A 16,916-nucleotide genomic window follows, 5' to 3' on the forward strand; every position below is an offset into this window, starting at 1 on the left:
GGATTCTTTTCTTTAATTTAGAAAATTCATAGATTAAACACTTTTAGAATGAAAATTAACTAACTTTATTTATGTTAGTTGAAACGAAAACGGTCTTTGTCAATATAGTTGTCGCATTTAGTTGTGATACTACGTCAAGAAAATAGACATGGATTTTTCTACCGCGCTTTCGCTTGGAATTATAAAAGACCTCAATGTATTCAAGTAATGGTAGCTTTTGATATTCGTAGGAGGCATATTGAACGCCTCTGTCAGAATGATGTATGACGCCTTTTCTTAGATTTTGACGTTTATATGCCATTTTTAATGCAGAGAGAACCAATTCCTTTGTCATGGTTTTATCTATAGCCCAACCTACGATTTTACGAGAATATATGTCCATTACGCTAGCCAAATACAACCAGCACTCATGGGTTGGAATATAGGAATATCTGATACCCAAAAATGATTTGGCATAGAAGCTTTAAACTGTCGATCCAATACGTTTTCACTTACTGAGTGTTGATGCTTTGAATTCGTTGTAGCCTTGTATTTTTTTACTGTACACGATTTCCATTGATTCTTGGTCATAATACGGGATACTGTATGTTCACTTACCTTTACACCACGTCGATTCAGCGTTTTTGTAATTTTGACGTTGCCGTAACGCTGCTTGAATTCTAAGTGAGTCTGTAAAATCTCTTGTGATAATTTCTCATGTTTTTTATGCCTGTCACTTTTCTGCCGTTTTAACCATTTGAACCGCTTTTAAAAACTCCCGATACATTGCACATCACTCGGAAATGGGAGCGATTTTCATAAATGAAATCGTATTTTACCGAGAGATTTTCGCGAAGTAGTGCATCGCCTTTTTTAATCTTTTGCCATTACCTTTTGCCATGCAGACACCTCACTGTCATTGATATATTTGTTATAACAATCTGTGTCTACTTTTTAGTCTAGCATTACCTTGTCCAATTATTTCACTAATAATTCGATCATGCAATTCTTCTACATCATAATCCATATTACTTAATATTGTAATTATGATCTGCCTGTCTAAATCATAAGATGTTATAAAATTCGCTCCGGGATCACACCCTTGAAAAGAAGGTATTTTACCATTTAAAAGCCATACCCCGTAACCATAGCATCCTTCTGAAACTTGAGGAGATAACATCATTTTCATAAACTTTTCTTTGATTAATCTACCACCTATCAATGCAGCCCAGAATTTTTCAACATCAGGTGCTGTTAAAAATGCGCCACCTGCGCCGCTTCCCTTGGCATCTATAGAAAAGATATTTGTGCGATAGTTGTTATTTTCTTCATCATAAATATAAGAAAAAGCACATCTCGCTGGTAATTTATCAAGTTCATAATAACCCGTATCTGTCATGTTGCTGGGATTAAATATTGCTTCTTGTAAATAGACATCGAAAGGTTTCCCTGTTATCTCCTCAATAATTAGGCCAAGAACAACATAACCTGTATTGTTGTATTGAAACTTTTCACCTTTCGGATACATCATAGGTTTATCAATAAATAAAGGGATTAAGTCTGATGACTTTCTTATAGAATAATTTGGGGTATTTATCCATAACTCTTCATAAGCATCCATTACCGATTCGTCAAAATAGTCAGGAATGCCAGAAGTATGATTCAACAATTGTTTGACCGTAATTCCCGGGTCAATCTGCTTCAAATTAAATTTCAGTATTTCTCCGATTGATGACTCAAAATGAATTAAATCTTTTTCAATAAGGGTTAAAATGGCAGTGGCTACAAACACCTTTCCAGCTGAAGCTGTACCAAACCTCGTGTTAATGCTGTTACGAACTTCATTTGCCCTGTCAGCAAAACCATATTCACCTTGAAATATTTTATGACCTTCTTGAAGTACAGAAATTACTCCACTGAATTCCTTGTCAATAACATTGTTTATATCCATACATAATACCCCCTAATAAAAAAGTGATCAATTAAAGTATTCAGTTTTCAAACTAAATTTACATTTATTACCATTATTATATATTTTATATACACTATGGTCAATAGTTTTAAAAATTCGCTTTATTTCAGTTTTTCATCTTTAAATTTCTAGATACTCTCAGCAATGTTGAATCTCCTTATATCTATTCAGTTATTTCAGATCTTATGTAGTAAACTCATTCCGCTTTTCAATATTCTTCAATAACAAAAGAGCCTTTCAACGCTAAAAAAGGCTCTTAACTCACTGTTACATCATTTATTTACATCTCATTCCCTTCATACCCCTGCTCTCCCGAAACCAGATCTTCCTGCAAATCGCTTGTAAAAGTCATAAGCATATCGAAAACGGCTAGGATAATCCGGCTTACCTGCTCGTTCAAACGAAATCTGAAATGCTTTAACAGCATCTTCTATACCCATCTTCTTAAGTCCTTCGATTCCACCATATCTTTTTAATATGGCTTTCGTTGTTGAATCACCGCCATTTAATTCATACCAAAGGAAGCCAAGTTGTGTGTCTAATGCCCATTCACTCCTACCTTGAGACCGAGCGTACCTCACTAATTGATCCCAACGCCCTCCTTTTTCCCACTGAGCAATTCCACGTCCAGGTCCACCACGAAATTGTTTCTTAGTTGGATCAATTCCAGACTCCTGTTTTAAGTTCCCCATGATACCAGCAGTTGCCCCATCTAAAAATCCTTTTGCTTTAAAAAAGTTCCAAACTTTCTCATCATTACTATTACCAGATGGGCTGACAGGAGCATTATTTGTATATGGTTTAGCCACTCTAGCGTTGGGTATAACGATCTTAGTTCCAATTTGAAGATTATTTGCGTTAATATTTGGATTTGCTTTTTGAAGCGTATCAGTACTTATTTTATATTTTTGTGCTATCTTCCAGAGGCTGTCACCTGGTTGAACCGTATAATTGGGTACTTGAGTCGGTGTGGAATATTTCTGTAACAAAGCCCATGTGTCCTTCCCGACTATTCCATCCACTTTAAGATTATGTGCTTTTTGAAAATTCCTTACAGCCGTATCTGTTTTCGAGCCAAAATCTGAATCAATTCGCCCTGGTGAGAATCCTGCATTTTGAAGTGCTTTTTGAATACTAGCTACACCTTGGCCCTTTGAGCCTATTTTAAATGTTGGTCGAGTTATTACAGCAGTAGTCATGTCAACTCTCCTTAGAAAATAGAATGAGCAGCAGCTGTGCTTTTGGCACATTAAATAATTTCTGAAGAAACGGTTGAATTTATTCGTTCTAATTGTTTACATCATAACTCTCAAGAGTTTGTTTCAAATGGTGAAAGAACAGAAGACAAATTAATTATATCGAAAACACCCTCTCCCAAAACGAAAAAAACCAATTAGGTAGGCAGATGAATTTTTTTCATCTGTCTACCTAATTGGGAGCTTATCAAAGAAAAATCAGCTTTCACTAATTACTACACATTATTTTTCTTTAAATGATAAACCAGCTTTTTCTAATGAAATTCTCAAAATTGGTAAGGAAGCTGGTCCAATACCATGGATTTTTAGAATTTCTTTTTCGGTGTACATTGAGAGCTTTTGCAAAGTATCAATTCCTTCGTGAACTAAAGCATTTCTGGCAGGTGAACTTAGTTTCGATAGAAAGCCACTTTCAGGTTTATTCTCCTGATCACAAGTAGGGCAACTTGGACAGTCACTACTTTTGTAATACTTATGTCCTTTTTCACAAACTCTTAAGCTTTTTTCTGCTTTCAATACAACCCCTCCTACTAATTATTGCTAAAAAAGATTCCGCTGTTACAACCCTTATTAACCTTTCCGTACGAGTAGTGAACAACACTCCACATGGCTCGTATGCGGAAACATATCCACCGGCTGAATCTCCTTCGTTTCAAATCCCCCTTGCTCTAGGACCTTCAAATCCCTTGCTAGCGTGGACGGATTACAGGATACATACACAATCCGCTGCGGTTTCATCTCAATCATTGTTTCCAATAGAGCGATATCACAGCCTTTTCGCGGAGGGTCAACGACAATCACATCTGGAGCCAGACCCTGCGCCTTCCACCAAGGAATGACCTTCTCTGCTTCCCCTACTGCAAACTCTACATTCTCTATGCCGTTCAGCTTCGCATTCCTTTTCGCATCTGCAATGGCTTCTGGAACGATTTCTACACCAAGTACCTTCTTTGCTTTTTGTGCAAGGAAGAGGGATATTGTACCGATTCCACAGTAAGCATCAATCACTATTTCATTCCCTGTCAAATCCGCATAGTCTAAGGCTTTATCATAGAGCACCTTGGTTTGAACAGGATTCACCTGATAGAAGGATCTTGCCGATATGGCAAATTGAATGTCGCCAATCGAATCGTAAATATATTCTTCTCCCCAGAGTACTTTCGTTTCTGCTCCGAAGATAACGTTGGTTTTCTTCGTATTAATATTCTGTACAAGACTTTTTAATTGTGGGAACTCTTCTCTTATCCCTTGGACCAGCTCTTCCTGCCGAGGAATCTCATCTCCATTGGTGACCAGTACAATCATGACCTCTCCACTGCTGAAGCCATACTTAATAACGACATGCCTTAACAAGCCTTGATGTCCTTCCTCCTGATAAGCTCGAAGCCCTAAGCGGTAGGCAATCTCCTTCACCTTCTGTACCGCTTGGTCGTTTTGCTCATGCTGAATGAGGCATTCTTTCATTTCAATAATCTCATGGGTTCCTTGCTTGTAGAAACCACCCACAAGCCCTCCCTCCTGCTCTCCAATCGGAACCTGTGCCTTGTTACGATACCTCCAAGGATTCTCCATGCCTAGTGTAGGGTGGATCATAACCTTCTCTAGGTCAAGCCCAGCGATTCGTTTCATATTATCTGCCACCTGCTGTTGCTTCTGCTTCAATTGCTCCTCATAGGACAAATGCTGCAATTGACAGCCTCCGCATTGCTGAAAGATGGTACAGGAGGGCTCTACACGATGCTCACTTTCCTTGATAATCTCTAGAAGTCTGCCGACAGCAAAATTCTTTTTGACTAAAATAATCTTAACCTTCACCTGTTCCTGAGGAAGAGCATCCTTCACAAATATCGTAAAGCCTTCGTGTTTTCCAACCCCCATTCCTTCATGAGTTAAGCCATCAATATGGAGTTCTATGTAATCATTTTTGCGAACGGGAATCATTTTTTCTGCTTTCATCTCTATTCAACTCTTTCTATGGTTCGTCGATCTACTAACGGAATTGTATCATAACTCTTCTGCAAAATAAAAATAGCACCACACAATAATAAAATCTAGGAACTATTCACTTTAGCCGATCTTGCAAGTTTCTATTTGCGTAAGTAAGGAGAGCAATCTCCAAATATAAATTGGACAAATTTTAAAAGGTATTAACTTATTCCTCTTTTAGTAATAAACAGCTGTAAAATTCCTACTAGCACTCTTATAAATATAGATACAGCTAATATTTTACCTATTCCAGGGCTTACTATTGGCACGATGTGTATACTCAGTAAATAGGTGATGTACACTAAAGCTAGGCTAACTGCACATTTTACTAGAAACTGAGTTTTGTTTTTCAAATCAAGGATTCCTCTCTTACCCATTTTCAAAGCTTTATATAATTGGAGTAATATAAGTACAGACCATAACATTAAAACTGAGGACATTGAAACTATAGCAGCATTTACTTTATGACCTAACTTGTCAAGGACATGTTTCTCTTGAAACACTTTATAATACCAAGAACTCAACACTTCATTAATTAGATATGTGCCATTATCACCATTAGTTAATATCACAACTCCATCTCCGGTATTAGGCGCTAGTGAGAAATTTGCTTTCCAGCCCTTGTTACCTCCATCATGAGCAACTAAAAGTCTGTTGTTTTTATCAGTGTTTACAAAATGACCTAGTGCTGTAGTTTCATAGATAAACCCTTCTAACCCTCCAATTTCTAATACAGGCTATACATCTCTCGAATTGTCTCCTGTCTTAAGAAATAATCATCTTCATAATTATCAATTTCTGTAATTACGAATTTACTCAGATCCTCAATGGTTGTATATAACCCTGCTGCTGCCTTTTCTATAAACAAATAGTTTGGCAGTAACTCTAAGTTTGTATTGTATGCCTTAGCCGTTCTATGATGAAGCTTCTCTATCCACTTAAAACTACTGTCCTCCATGCCTAAAGGAGTAAGTACTGCTTCATCCATATAAGTAGCAAATTCTTTGCCAGTTACCTCTTCGATTAACAGCTGCAGCAAATTATATCCTCCACCAGAATAAAAATATTTGGTTCCTGGTTCATCAATCAATTCAACTGGCTGAGAACCTCCACCAATTCCACTAAGAGACTGTTCTAATGATGGCAGCTCATTAACTGGTTCATATCCCGGATAACCTCCTCCTCTGGATAGTCCTGCTGTATGACTTAACAACCTTCTGATCGTAACCCCATTCTTGTTATATTTCGACTCAGGAATTTGCCATCTTGTTATGTATTTCTCGATAGGGTCATCCAAGTTTAATATATCATCTTCTACGAGTTTCATTATTCCAAGAGCAGTAACTGATTTTGAGATAGATGCCACTTGGAAAACGGTATCTTTATGTATTTCAATTTTTTCTTCAACATCTGCATACCCAAAAGTACCTATCCATCTGAGTTCACCATTTTCTATTAATGCTATTGATGCTCCAGGTATATTGTATTTTTTTAATAAAATAGGAGTTTTTGTTTCCAAATTTTCAATCATGCCGTGAATATCTTCATTTTTTGTTAAATTGTTATAATCTAGAAAAAATGGAGTAATCAACACAATTAAAAATAATCCGAAAATGATCAACTTCCTCATATCTTAGCCCCCATACAAGTATTTGTCCCAAAACTAAAGAACATTTTGACAGCCACCACATTGCTGAAAAATGGTGCAGGCATCCTTCACAAAAATCGTAAAACCTTCGTGCTTACCAACTCCCATTCCTTCATGGGTTAATTTATGCAGCCAAGATGATATACTTGCCGATAGTACAGCAAAAAACCTGATTCAGCTTTTTCTGCTGAAAACAGGCTTCTTCTATGCGTATTTCTTGATTAGGCAAATAAGGTCTTCACTCGATCGATCAGCGCGATAATAAAATCTAAGAACTGACGAATCATGCCTCGTGTATCTTCACGGTTTAAGAAATCGTCCAGGTTATCTCGGATGTTTTGAAGCTGTTTTCCGACCTGATCCCAGTTAATATTTAAGCCTTTTAATCTTTTTAAGAGATGAATCAAAGATTGTATGTCTTGCTCATTCAGTGAAACTCCTATTTCAGAAGCCACCTGCTGAATTAAGTTACGGTAGTCTTCATCGGTTTCAAGAGTCGTGTTGCCTAAGGCTTCTTTTAACCTCATCATCAGCTCTGCCGCCTCTTCTTGTCCAATGCTTTCGCCTAATTCGGCGGTACGAACCATTTCTTCATTCGCCACTTGCTTCTGCTCTTCGCTAATTTCAATATCTGCGGCGATTTCAAACGCCTTTAATAATCCTGTCAGACCTGCTGTTCCTGATACAAGAAAAGGAGCCGTAACATAAACATCTGCATCCGTCACCCCAGCCGTTGCTAAGGCATTGGCAAACATCGCTTCTGTGACCCAGCTAATGTTTTTGGTTGTCACATTGATACCTGAGCCTTCTGGCGTTAAGGTAATCTTGACAGAAGAAATCGCTCTTGTCCCAATTTTATCCTTGCTAATATATTTCCCTAGATATTGATGCTCCTCCTTGTTTGAAACAAAAATGATTTCAGTTTGCTCGTCTACACCCATTTCTTGTAGCATTTTCTTGCGTTGGTCGTCATTTAGATTTTCACCTAGTGTAACAACTGTTCTTCCTTCAATCTTATCTGCTGATGCCGCCAGTGGAAAGAATACCCAAACCATAGAAATAAGAGCGAGTATCGCTGTCCAGCGTTTTATTTTTTTATTTAAAAATATCATCTTTTATTCCTCCTTCAATTCCTAACACGTCCATTATACTTATTCGTATTAGTTTATCCATTTTAGTGGGGGGTTAAAATACTCAAATGCTTATGCATCACTTTAAAATGTCCTGGAAGCTGCCCCCCTAGCTCCCCATCTAAGTTAAGTTGTACAAGGTTATCTGAGGTGACCTGTAGCTCTGCTGTTTGAAAATAGATGACTCGCTCATCGTCTAAATGCTCTCCTCGTACAGCATGAGTGGCGAGCTTAATAAATTCAGGAGTGCTTGTTTTCTTAACCACAAGGACATCAAAATATCCGTCCTGCAAATCAGCTTTAGGGGTAAGGCGCTCGAATCCACCGATCGAGTGACTATTCGCCACTAAAAACATCATGATTTCATCATCAATGCTTTTTTCTCTGGATTCTATCTTCATTCTAGCTGGCTTTAATTGGACCAGCTTTTCAATCCCCTTCATATAGTAGGCAAGCTGCCCAAGAACGGTTTTTAATTTACTAGGCACTTCATAGGTTAGCTCTGTTAAGGTTCCTCCACCCGCAATATTAATAAAGTATTGATCATTCACCTTCCCAATGTCAATCTCTTTCTTATGTCCTCGAATCAGAATTTCACAGGCTTTATCTATATCTCGAGGGATGCCTAAGGCTCTGGCGAAATCATTCGTCGTTCCAGCAGGAATAATTCCTAGTGTAGGGCGAATTTGTAATGGTGCTAAGCCATTAATGACTTCATAGAGAGTTCCATCTCCACCAGCAGCCACTACCAGATCAAAGCCTCTTTCAGCAGCGGCTTTAGCAGCATGGGTCGCATCTGCTTTTCCCTTGGTTGCATGGCAGGAGGTTTCATACCCTGCTCCTTCTAAGCGGTCTAGTATATGTAACACATTCTTTTTTATTAATTCTCTTCCGAAGAAGGGTTGTATATGATTCTAGCTCTCTGCATTCAATCACCTAGATATCCTTGTATTTTTTTAACATCTACCCTATATCATATCCATTAAGAATCAGCTTGTCATCCTCATTTTATGAACTTTGCTAGAAAATTATCATTATTTTTTCTTTCCTCCTGATGAAATCATTTCTCTTGACATGACTAAATAAATAATATATATTAAATTACAATAAGTAAGTAACATATTAAAGGTAATATTCGAACAAAAAGTATTTCTTTTGTTTGAATAGACCTTTTAAAGTTAGCAGAACTTATATACCAAGGAGGAATGACTATGTCCATCAAAACAAAAAATGTCTTATCTGTTAAAGAAGCGATAGAATCTAGAAAAAGTATTAGAAAATATGTTCAAGCTCCTATGTCACAAGAAGAGCTTCAAGAGGTATTGAGCTTAGTTCAGTTAGCACCAAGTGCTTGGAATCTACAGCCTTGGAGATTTCACGTGATCACCGATTCCGCTTTGAAGGAAAAACTACAAGAAGCTGCCTACGGTCAGCAGCAAGTGACTTCAGCTCCAGCCGTCATTGTCGTGACCAGTGATATGGAGGATGTTTTGGCTCATTTAGAGGAAACTGTCCATCCTGGATACGCCGAGGATCAGAAGCAAGGACATATCGACAATATGAACTCCATTTTTGGAGCCATGAGTGTGGAAGAGCGAGGACAATGGGGACTAACCCAAACAAATATCGCTCTAGGATTTTTGCTTGTTGCCGCTCAAGGTTTAGGCTATTCCACAGTTCCAATGCTTGGCTTTGATCAAGCGAAGGTTCGTGAGCTATTAGGGCTTCCAGAGCATGTCTTATTTGCTGGTATTGTTCCTATTGGTGTTGGTGCTGAGGAAGGGTATCCTCATCATCGTTTTTCTCTTGATAAGATCGTTACTTATAAATAAGGAATTATAGAAAAAATGTGTTAAAAAAGCCTCTCTTACGCGTGAAGTCATGGATGATGACATCACGATCAGAGAGGCTTTTTTCATTTCACTATGATTTTCTTATCTCTTGACGATCTCTTCTTTTAATAATTTGTTCACCACTCCAGGGTTTGCTTTCCCCTTTGTTTCTTTCATGATTTGTCCCACAAGGAAGCCTATTGCTTTCTCTTTCCCTGCCTTATAATCGTCCACAGATTGCTGATTATTGTCTAAGACCTGATTCACAATCTTAATTAATTCACTCTCATCACTGATTTGAACAAGCCCTTTGTCCTTCACGATTTGTTCAGGGTCTCCGCCTTTTTCTACCAGATCATTGAAGATGGTTTTGGCGATTTTTCCACTGATGGTTCCTTTTTCGATCAAGGATACCAGCTTCCCTAGGCTTTCTGGCGTTAGAGCAAGATCCTCCAGCTCTTTCTTATTGGCATTGAGGTATCCTAATACTTCCCCCATGATCCAGTTGGCTGCTTGCTTCGCATCCTTACAATGCTTGGTCGACTCATCGAAGAAGTCTGCCACTGACTTCTGAGAGGTGATGACACCTGCATCATAGCTGCTTAAGCCAAACTGTTCGATATAGCGCGCTTTTCGAGCATCTGGAAGCTCTGGAATCGTCGAGCGAATCGCTTCGAGCATCTCTTCACTAATCTGCATACGCACCAAATCAGGATCTGGGAAATAACGATAATCATGAGCTTCTTCTTTTCCACGCATGACTTTGGTTTCTCCGCGAACATCATCCCAGCGTCTGGTTTCTTGAACAACCTCTCCACCTGATAGAATCACTTCCGCTTGGCGCTTTTCTTCGTACTCCAAGCCCTTCTGCACTCCTTTGAAGGTGTTCATGTTCTTCAGCTCAGTACGTGTCCCGAATTCCTTTTGTCCAAATGGGCGGATAGAGATATTGGCATCACAGCGCAGTGAGCCCTCTTCCATCTTACAATCAGATACTTCTGTATATTGAAGAATGGCTTTGAGCTTTTCTAGATAAGCATACGCCTCTTCTGGGTTTCTTAAATCTGCTTCAGACACAATTTCAACTAAGGGGGTTCCCACTCGATTAAAATCAACTAGCGAGTAGTTTTCGCCTTCAACGTGAGTTAATTTACCTGCATCCTCTTCTAGGTGAAGACGATTGATGCGGATACGTTTCTTTTCCCCATTGACTTCAATATCGATCCAGCCATTTTGTCCGATCGGTTTATCATATTGAGAGATTTGATACGCCTTGGGTGAATCAGGATAAAAGTAGTTTTTGCGATCAAACTTACTATCCATCGAAATCTCACAATTTAAAGCTAGTGCCGCTTTAATCGCATATTCTAAGGCGGTTTGATTCAATACAGGCAGTACACCTGGATGCCCTAAACAGACGGGGCAGGTATGTGAATTGGGAGGAGCCCCAAATTCCGTAGAACAATTACAAAAGATTTTCGTTGAGGTGCTTAATTCTGAGTGAACCTCTAAGCCTATGACCGTTTCAAATTTCATTTTGACTCCCCTCCTAATTGCGGACGAGCGAGATGGTGCTCTGTTTTTTGTTCGTAGGCATGTGCCACACGTAATAGCGTAGACTCGTCAAAAGCCTTCCCGATAATCTGTAAGCCCACAGGAAGTCCGTTAGAGGCAAGTCCACAAGGAACACTAATCGCTGGAATACCAGCTAAGTTCATGGGGATGGTCAGTAGATCCTCCACGTACATCGTTAGCGGGTCCTCTGTTTTTTCCCCTAATTTAAATGCTGTGGTAGGCGCAGTCGGTCCAATAATGACATCATACTCTTCAAAAATCTTTTCGAAGTCCTGCTTGATCAAGGTACGAACCTTTTGAGCCTTAAGATAATACGCATCATAATAGCCTGAGCTTAAAGCATATGTTCCTAACATGATACGACGCTTTACCTCATCTCCAAAGCCTTGGCTTCTTGTTTCCTTGTACATCTCTAGCAAGCTAGTAGCTTGATCCGCTCGAACACCATAACGAACGCCATCATAGCGTGCCAGATTGGAAGATGCTTCAGAGGAGGAAATGATGTAATAAGTAGGAACCGCATACTCTGAATGAGGCAGTGACACCTCTGACCAGCTTGCTCCCATTCCCTCTAAGACCTTTAATGCTTCTAGGACTTTCTCTCTTACCTCAGGATGAACACCTTCTCCTACATACTCTTTAGGTACAGCGATCTTCAAGCCTTGAATATCCCCAGATAGAGCTGATAAATAATCTGGAATCTCTACATTCGCCGAGGTGGAATCCTGACGATCATGCCCTGCAATGGCTTGTAAGACATAGGCTGCATCCTCCACATTCTTCGTCAAAGGACCGATTTGATCTAAGGAGGAAGCAAAAGCAACCAAACCAAAGCGAGAAACAAGTCCATAGGTTGGCTTAAGCCCCACTACACCACAAAAAGCAGCAGGCTGTCGAATGGAGCCTCCTGTATCTGATCCTAAAGCATAATAAACCTCTCTTGCCGCTACAGCCGCTGCTGAGCCACCGCTTGAGCCACCAGGAACATACTCTTGGTTCCATGGATTGCGTACGGGAGAAAAGCCTGAGTTCTCATTAGAGGAGCCCATCGCAAATTCATCCATGTTCACCTTTCCCACGGTCACCGCTTGAGCTTCATTCAGCTTTTGCACAACCGTTGCATCGTAGACAGGCTCAAAATTAGCCAAAAGCTTACTCGCACATGTTGTTTTCAAGCCCTTTGTTGAAATATTATCCTTTATCCCTTGGGGTAAACCGAAAAGCAGTCCTCTTTCCGTACTATCTACCAGCTTGTCCAGCTCGGCGGCTCTTTGTTTGGCACCCTCGGCATCTACTGTAATAAAAGCTTGGATTTGCTGATCCACTTCAGCAATTCGTTGTAGGGATTCCTCTACTAATTCACTTACTGTAAGGGATTTGTCCTGCAAACGCTGGTGAATCTCCTGTAATCGTAAATCTAATAATGACATGCTCTTTCCTCCTCTCTATAAAACACTTGGAACCTTCACTTGATTTTCTTCATGATCCGCTGTATTCTTCAATGCCTCTGTAACAGGCAGAGATGGTTTAACTTCATCCTTGCGAACAACATTATGTAAGGGAAGCACATGGCTCGTTGGCTCCACACCTTCCGTATCTAATTCATCTAACTTTTTAGCAAACGTAAGAATTGAGTCAAGATGCTTCGTAAATGTTTCTTTTTCCTCTTCACTCAGGCTTAGACGTGCTAAATGAGCGACATGCTCCACTTCTTTTTTTGTCATTGTACTCATGTTTCACCCTCCTACCCCTTTTTTTCACATTAAGATGATCATATCAAAGAACCCACTATTGATCAACTCTCACGGCGTCAGTTTACTGAATAATGCGAAGTTTCGTTCTTCGAAAAATAAGAACAACAAGAGTGAGGTTAAGGAAAATCCCAGACCAATCAAGTAGAGAATCATAATGACCTGCTTCTGATTCAAGCCCTTGGACAAAAGGCGGTGATGGAGATGAGAACGATCCGCCTGATAGATCGGACGTCCTTCCTTAAGCCTCGTTATAATAACTTGTACCATATCGAAAATCGGAATCCCCAGAGCGAGAATGGTGACCATGACGGAGATAAACGTCGCCCCTTTAATGGCTCCTTCAATCGACAAAAAAGCAATTGTAAAACCTAAAAACATGGAGCCTGAATCGCCTAGAAAAATAGTGGCAGGATGAAAGTTGTGACGTAGGAAAGCCAGAATCGCCCCTGTCATCACCATCGACAAAAGAGCAATCGCCATCTCTCCTTTTAAAAAAGCGATAAAGAACAGGGTTAAGGTAGCAATCGTACTGACTCCTCCTGCTAATCCATCCATTCCGTCAATGAAGTTCATCATGTTCATTAGTCCCACAACCCATAGATAGGTCGCTAACAGAGATAACCAGAAGGGAAAAACATGAAATCCTCCTTCTCCAACCCAATCACTGATCCCTACAATTCTTGTTCCACCCCAGAAGATGATTGTCGCCGCAACAAATTGAAAAAAAAGCTTGGGCCAAGGGGAGAATTCCTTCCCTCTTCCTTTGTACCAATCATCTATAAGTCCGATTCCAATCATCATACATCCGCCCAAGATAAAAGAAAGTGTGAGTCGATTCACACCTAAAAAAATAATCACCAGAGGGGTGACACCAAGGAATATAGCCAACCCTCCTGTTAAGGGAATGATTCCTTTGTGCTGTTTTCGTTTGCTCGGCTGGTCAGTAATCTTGTAAGTATAAGCCACTCTTTGACCATGGGAATAAACAAGTAGACAAAGCAAAAGGAGGATAGAAGCGGTAATAGATAAAGGAGCATTCGGATCACCTCACTACGTAGTTACACCTAGTGTGACCCAATTGCTCCCTATCCATGAATATTTTAAAGAAGCTCCGATACTAATTTTGCCTGAGTGAAGAGCAGCAGATAATCTCTTCCCCCTGCTTTAGAGTCGGTTCCAGACATATTAAACCCACCAAAAGGATGGACTCCGACAATCGCCCCTGTACATTTTCTATTGAAGTATAAATTTCCGACATGAAATTCGGTACGTGCTCGCTCTAAATGCTCTCTGTTCCGTGAAAAGATGGAGCCTGTTAGTCCATACTCTGTATTATTGGCAATTTCTAAAGCATGATCGAAATCTCTTGCTTTACAAAATGCGACAACAGGTCCAAAAATCTCTTCCTGCATAATACGGGCATCTGGAGCCACATCAGCAATAATGGTCGGCTGGACAAAATATCCCTCAGCAGGTCCCTTCTCTCCTCCATGCACGAGTCGTCCTTCTTTCTTGCCGATCTCAATATATTCTAAGATTTTATTCTGGGCATTTTCATCTATTACGGGACCCATGAAGTTATCTTGCTTCTTAATATCCCCTATCTTAATCTCCTTGGTCAGCTCGACCACTCGATTCAGCACCTGATCATAGACATCCTGATGAATCACTGCACGGGAGCAGGCAGAGCACTTCTGTCCTGAGAAGCCAAAAGCCGAGAACATAATGCTTTGAGCCGCCAGTTCAAGATCCGCATCATGATCAACGACAATGGTATCTTTTCCACCCATCTCAGCCACCACACGCTTTAACCATTTCTGCCCTTTATGCGTTTTCGCTGCTCGTTCATTAATTCGTAAGCCCACTTCTCTAGAGCCTGTAAAGCTAATGTATCTCGTCAGCGGATGATCAACAAGATAATCGCCAACTTCTTTCCCGCTTCCCGGTAAAAAGTTCACCACACCCGCCGGTACACCCGCATCCTCAAGGATCTCCATAAATTTATAGGCAATGACCGGAGTCGTACTTGCTGGCTTCAGGACTACTGTATTCCCAGAAACAATAGAAGCCGTTGTCATTCCCACCATAATCGCCAGAGGAAAGTTCCATGGAGGGATCACCACTCCCACACCTAAAGGAATATAGTAGAGTTCATTATCCTCATCAGGAATTCGGGTCAACTCTTGCTGTTCGGACAAGCGAATCATTTCTCGACCATAGAATTCCATAAAATCAATAGCCTCTGCTGTATCAGCATCTGCCTCTGCCCAGCTCTTCCCTGCTTCATGAACCATCCAAGCAGAAAACTCATGCTTACGGCGGCGTAAAATAGCGGCTGCCTTAAATAAGTATCGGGCACGATGTGGACCAGGGACTGCCTTCCATTTTTCAAAGGTATGTAGCGCGGCATGCATCGCTTCCTCCGCCTGTTGCTGAGAAGCTTTCGAAACTCTTCCCACCACTTCAGACATTCTCGCGGGATTGAGCGAAGTGATTTTCTCCTCTGTTAGGATCTTCTTTCCCTGAATGATAAGGGGATAATCCTGACCTAGCTCGCTTTCTACCTTCTTTAGCGCTGCTTCAAAATCAGTACGATTCTTTTCATCCTTAAAATTTGTAAACGGTTCGGGTCTGTAATCGACTAGCATGGACAGAAGCCTCCTTTACGAATTAAAAAATGATCAACGGTAGATGTGCATGACACTTTCTCCTTGTGCAGGTCGAACAAAAATGGAACGAGCTTGATTTACAGATTGCAAATAAATATTGAGATGCACGTTAGCAGGGAATGTATCAACGGCACTTCCACCTAAAAATTGTGTCAGCTGAATTACCTCTGTTTTGGAGGAAAACTCAGTAGTTACATTAAATGTTATTTCCACAAGCTTATCATCTATAAACCTTCCAATTCCAATGATACCCACAAAGTTAGGATAAAATTCTTGAACATCCTGACGATATCTTGAGAAAAGAGTAGATAATTCCCGATCATACGAGTGAAGCGCCTGTGAAGGAAAGAGGAAATAGACTTCGTTAATGGTTTTCCAGCTATCGACACTCATTTGATTTTTTCCGGCTTTTCCTACAGATAAGAAGTTCCCTGGGACCATTGAATTGCTTTCTTCCAATCGATATAAAGCAATCGTGATGGGAACATCAGGTGCCTTCTTCCGTACTCTCTCTACGACAAGATCAGCCATCTTCGCTCCATGATTACGCAACTCATCGTCAGAATACAGTAAGTTTAAGCTTGTTCCATCCTCTTTTTTCTGCTGATAGGCAGAAGCCAGGGATAATCCTATCACAATACCTTCCACCTCTCCCTTGAGGTTGGTATAATTGTGCTCCAAAATATGACGCAATATTCTTTGTTCTGACTCCTCAGGGTTTAAGCCTAGTTTATGTTTTTCGCTTTTGATTCTAAGCCAGGAATTTAACTCATCCCTAGTAATAAATTGTCCCTCACTAAATAAATGACTTTCTATAGGAAAGAATTCCTGAGCAATTTCTAATAAGCCCAATTCCAGACGATCCGCATCTAAGCGATAACTCTGAAGTGTATCCGCTCTGAATAAAGACCCTCTTGTTTCACTCGGCTTAAAGGGAGCCAAGCCACGATAATATCTTTCTTCCACCTGAACAGATGGGGCTATTTTTGCCTCTTCTTTTCCTTCTGGTTGTATCACAGGAGGCTGAGCTTCTTCTTTTTGCAGGCAGCCTGTTGTTAACGCCGTCGTTAAGATGACGATTCCACATATTTTCAAAGATTTCTTCATATTCATTT

General features: G+C 40.2%; 14 protein-coding genes and 3 pseudogenes. 1 reads left to right on the top strand and 16 read right to left on the bottom strand.

What is annotated here, in order from left to right; translation table 11 throughout:
- Positions 1 to 211: 211 nt before the first annotated feature.
- The 10 genes and pseudogenes from JCM10596_RS31635 to JCM10596_RS23870 all read right to left on the bottom strand — a co-directional run.
- Positions 212 to 462: pseudogene (locus JCM10596_RS31635) on the bottom strand (transposase); the annotation flags it as partial.
- 78 nt (positions 463 to 540) lie between these two features.
- Positions 541 to 684: pseudogene (locus JCM10596_RS31640) on the bottom strand (IS3 family transposase); the annotation flags it as partial.
- Between the two features lie 226 nt (positions 685 to 910).
- The gene (locus JCM10596_RS04585) at positions 911 to 1,930 is read right to left on the bottom strand and encodes a serine hydrolase domain-containing protein (protein WP_025026120.1); all 1,020 of its coding nucleotides are present in this window, start codon (positions 1,928 to 1,930) and stop codon (positions 911 to 913) included.
- Between the two features lie 317 nt (positions 1,931 to 2,247).
- Positions 2,248 to 3,150, bottom strand: a complete 903-nt coding sequence (locus JCM10596_RS27505) for a phage tail tip lysozyme (RefSeq protein ID WP_025026121.1) — start codon at positions 3,148 to 3,150, stop codon at positions 2,248 to 2,250.
- A 279-nt stretch (positions 3,151 to 3,429) separates the two neighbouring features.
- Positions 3,430 to 3,723, bottom strand: coding sequence for an RNA polymerase alpha subunit C-terminal domain-containing protein (locus tag JCM10596_RS04595; protein ID WP_025026122.1), 294 nt, complete (start codon positions 3,721 to 3,723; stop codon positions 3,430 to 3,432).
- A gap of 54 nt (positions 3,724 to 3,777) precedes the next feature.
- Complete coding sequence (gene rlmD / locus JCM10596_RS04600) at positions 3,778 to 5,163, bottom strand: 23S rRNA (uracil(1939)-C(5))-methyltransferase RlmD (protein WP_025026123.1); 1,386 nt, start codon at positions 5,161 to 5,163, stop codon at positions 3,778 to 3,780.
- A gap of 191 nt (positions 5,164 to 5,354) precedes the next feature.
- Positions 5,355 to 5,765, bottom strand: coding sequence for a hypothetical protein (locus JCM10596_RS04605; RefSeq protein WP_025026124.1), 411 nt, complete (start codon positions 5,763 to 5,765; stop codon positions 5,355 to 5,357).
- Between the two features lie 155 nt (positions 5,766 to 5,920).
- Complete coding sequence (locus JCM10596_RS04610) at positions 5,921 to 6,823, bottom strand: serine hydrolase domain-containing protein (protein ID WP_025026125.1); 903 nt, start codon at positions 6,821 to 6,823, stop codon at positions 5,921 to 5,923.
- A 239-nt stretch (positions 6,824 to 7,062) separates the two neighbouring features.
- Positions 7,063 to 7,953 (bottom strand): DUF1002 domain-containing protein, encoded by an 891-nt coding sequence (locus JCM10596_RS04615; RefSeq protein ID WP_025026126.1) that lies wholly within the window; start codon positions 7,951 to 7,953, stop codon positions 7,063 to 7,065.
- Between the two features lie 62 nt (positions 7,954 to 8,015).
- Positions 8,016 to 8,899: pseudogene (locus JCM10596_RS23870) on the bottom strand (diacylglycerol kinase).
- A 283-nt stretch (positions 8,900 to 9,182) separates the two neighbouring features.
- On the opposite strand from JCM10596_RS23870, the gene JCM10596_RS04625 reads away from it, so the two are divergent.
- Positions 9,183 to 9,803 carry a nitroreductase family protein gene (locus JCM10596_RS04625; protein ID WP_025026127.1) on the top strand — a complete coding sequence of 207 codons (621 nt, stop codon included), beginning with the start codon at positions 9,183 to 9,185 and terminating at the stop codon, positions 9,801 to 9,803.
- 102 nt (positions 9,804 to 9,905) lie between these two features.
- Here the strand turns inward: JCM10596_RS04625 and gatB are convergent, their stop codons facing one another.
- The 6 genes from gatB to JCM10596_RS04655 all read right to left on the bottom strand — a co-directional run bounded on the left by gatB (position 9,906) and on the right by JCM10596_RS04655 (position 16,914).
- Positions 9,906 to 11,339: an Asp-tRNA(Asn)/Glu-tRNA(Gln) amidotransferase subunit GatB gene (gene gatB, locus JCM10596_RS04630; RefSeq protein ID WP_025026128.1), complete on the bottom strand. Its 1,434-nt coding sequence runs from the start codon at positions 11,337 to 11,339 to the stop codon at positions 9,906 to 9,908.
- Entirely contained in the window at positions 11,336 to 12,808 is a 1,473-nt protein-coding gene (gene gatA / locus JCM10596_RS04635; protein WP_025026129.1) for an Asp-tRNA(Asn)/Glu-tRNA(Gln) amidotransferase subunit GatA, read from the bottom strand. The genes gatB and gatA overlap by 4 nt, the downstream gene beginning before the upstream one ends.
- 15 nt (positions 12,809 to 12,823) lie before the next feature.
- On the bottom strand, positions 12,824 to 13,111 hold the full coding sequence (gatC, locus tag JCM10596_RS04640) for an Asp-tRNA(Asn)/Glu-tRNA(Gln) amidotransferase subunit GatC (protein WP_025026130.1): 288 nt from the start codon (positions 13,109 to 13,111) through the stop codon (positions 12,824 to 12,826).
- A gap of 69 nt (positions 13,112 to 13,180) precedes the next feature.
- Entirely contained in the window at positions 13,181 to 14,020 is an 840-nt protein-coding gene (locus JCM10596_RS23875; protein ID WP_051541172.1) for an MraY family glycosyltransferase, read from the bottom strand.
- A 212-nt stretch (positions 14,021 to 14,232) separates the two neighbouring features.
- A complete protein-coding gene (gene pruA / locus JCM10596_RS04650) occupies positions 14,233 to 15,780 on the bottom strand; it encodes an L-glutamate gamma-semialdehyde dehydrogenase (RefSeq protein WP_025026131.1) in 1,548 nt (515 codons plus the stop codon).
- Between the two features lie 33 nt (positions 15,781 to 15,813).
- The gene (locus tag JCM10596_RS04655) at positions 15,814 to 16,914 is read right to left on the bottom strand and encodes a CamS family sex pheromone protein (protein WP_025026132.1); all 1,101 of its coding nucleotides are present in this window, start codon (positions 16,912 to 16,914) and stop codon (positions 15,814 to 15,816) included.
- Between the last annotated feature and the right edge of the window lie 2 nt (positions 16,915 to 16,916).

Source organism: Caldalkalibacillus mannanilyticus JCM 10596 (assembly GCF_000615945.1).
Classification (GTDB): Bacteria; Bacillota; Bacilli; order Caldalkalibacillales; family JCM-10596; genus Bacillus_AT; species Bacillus_AT mannanilyticus.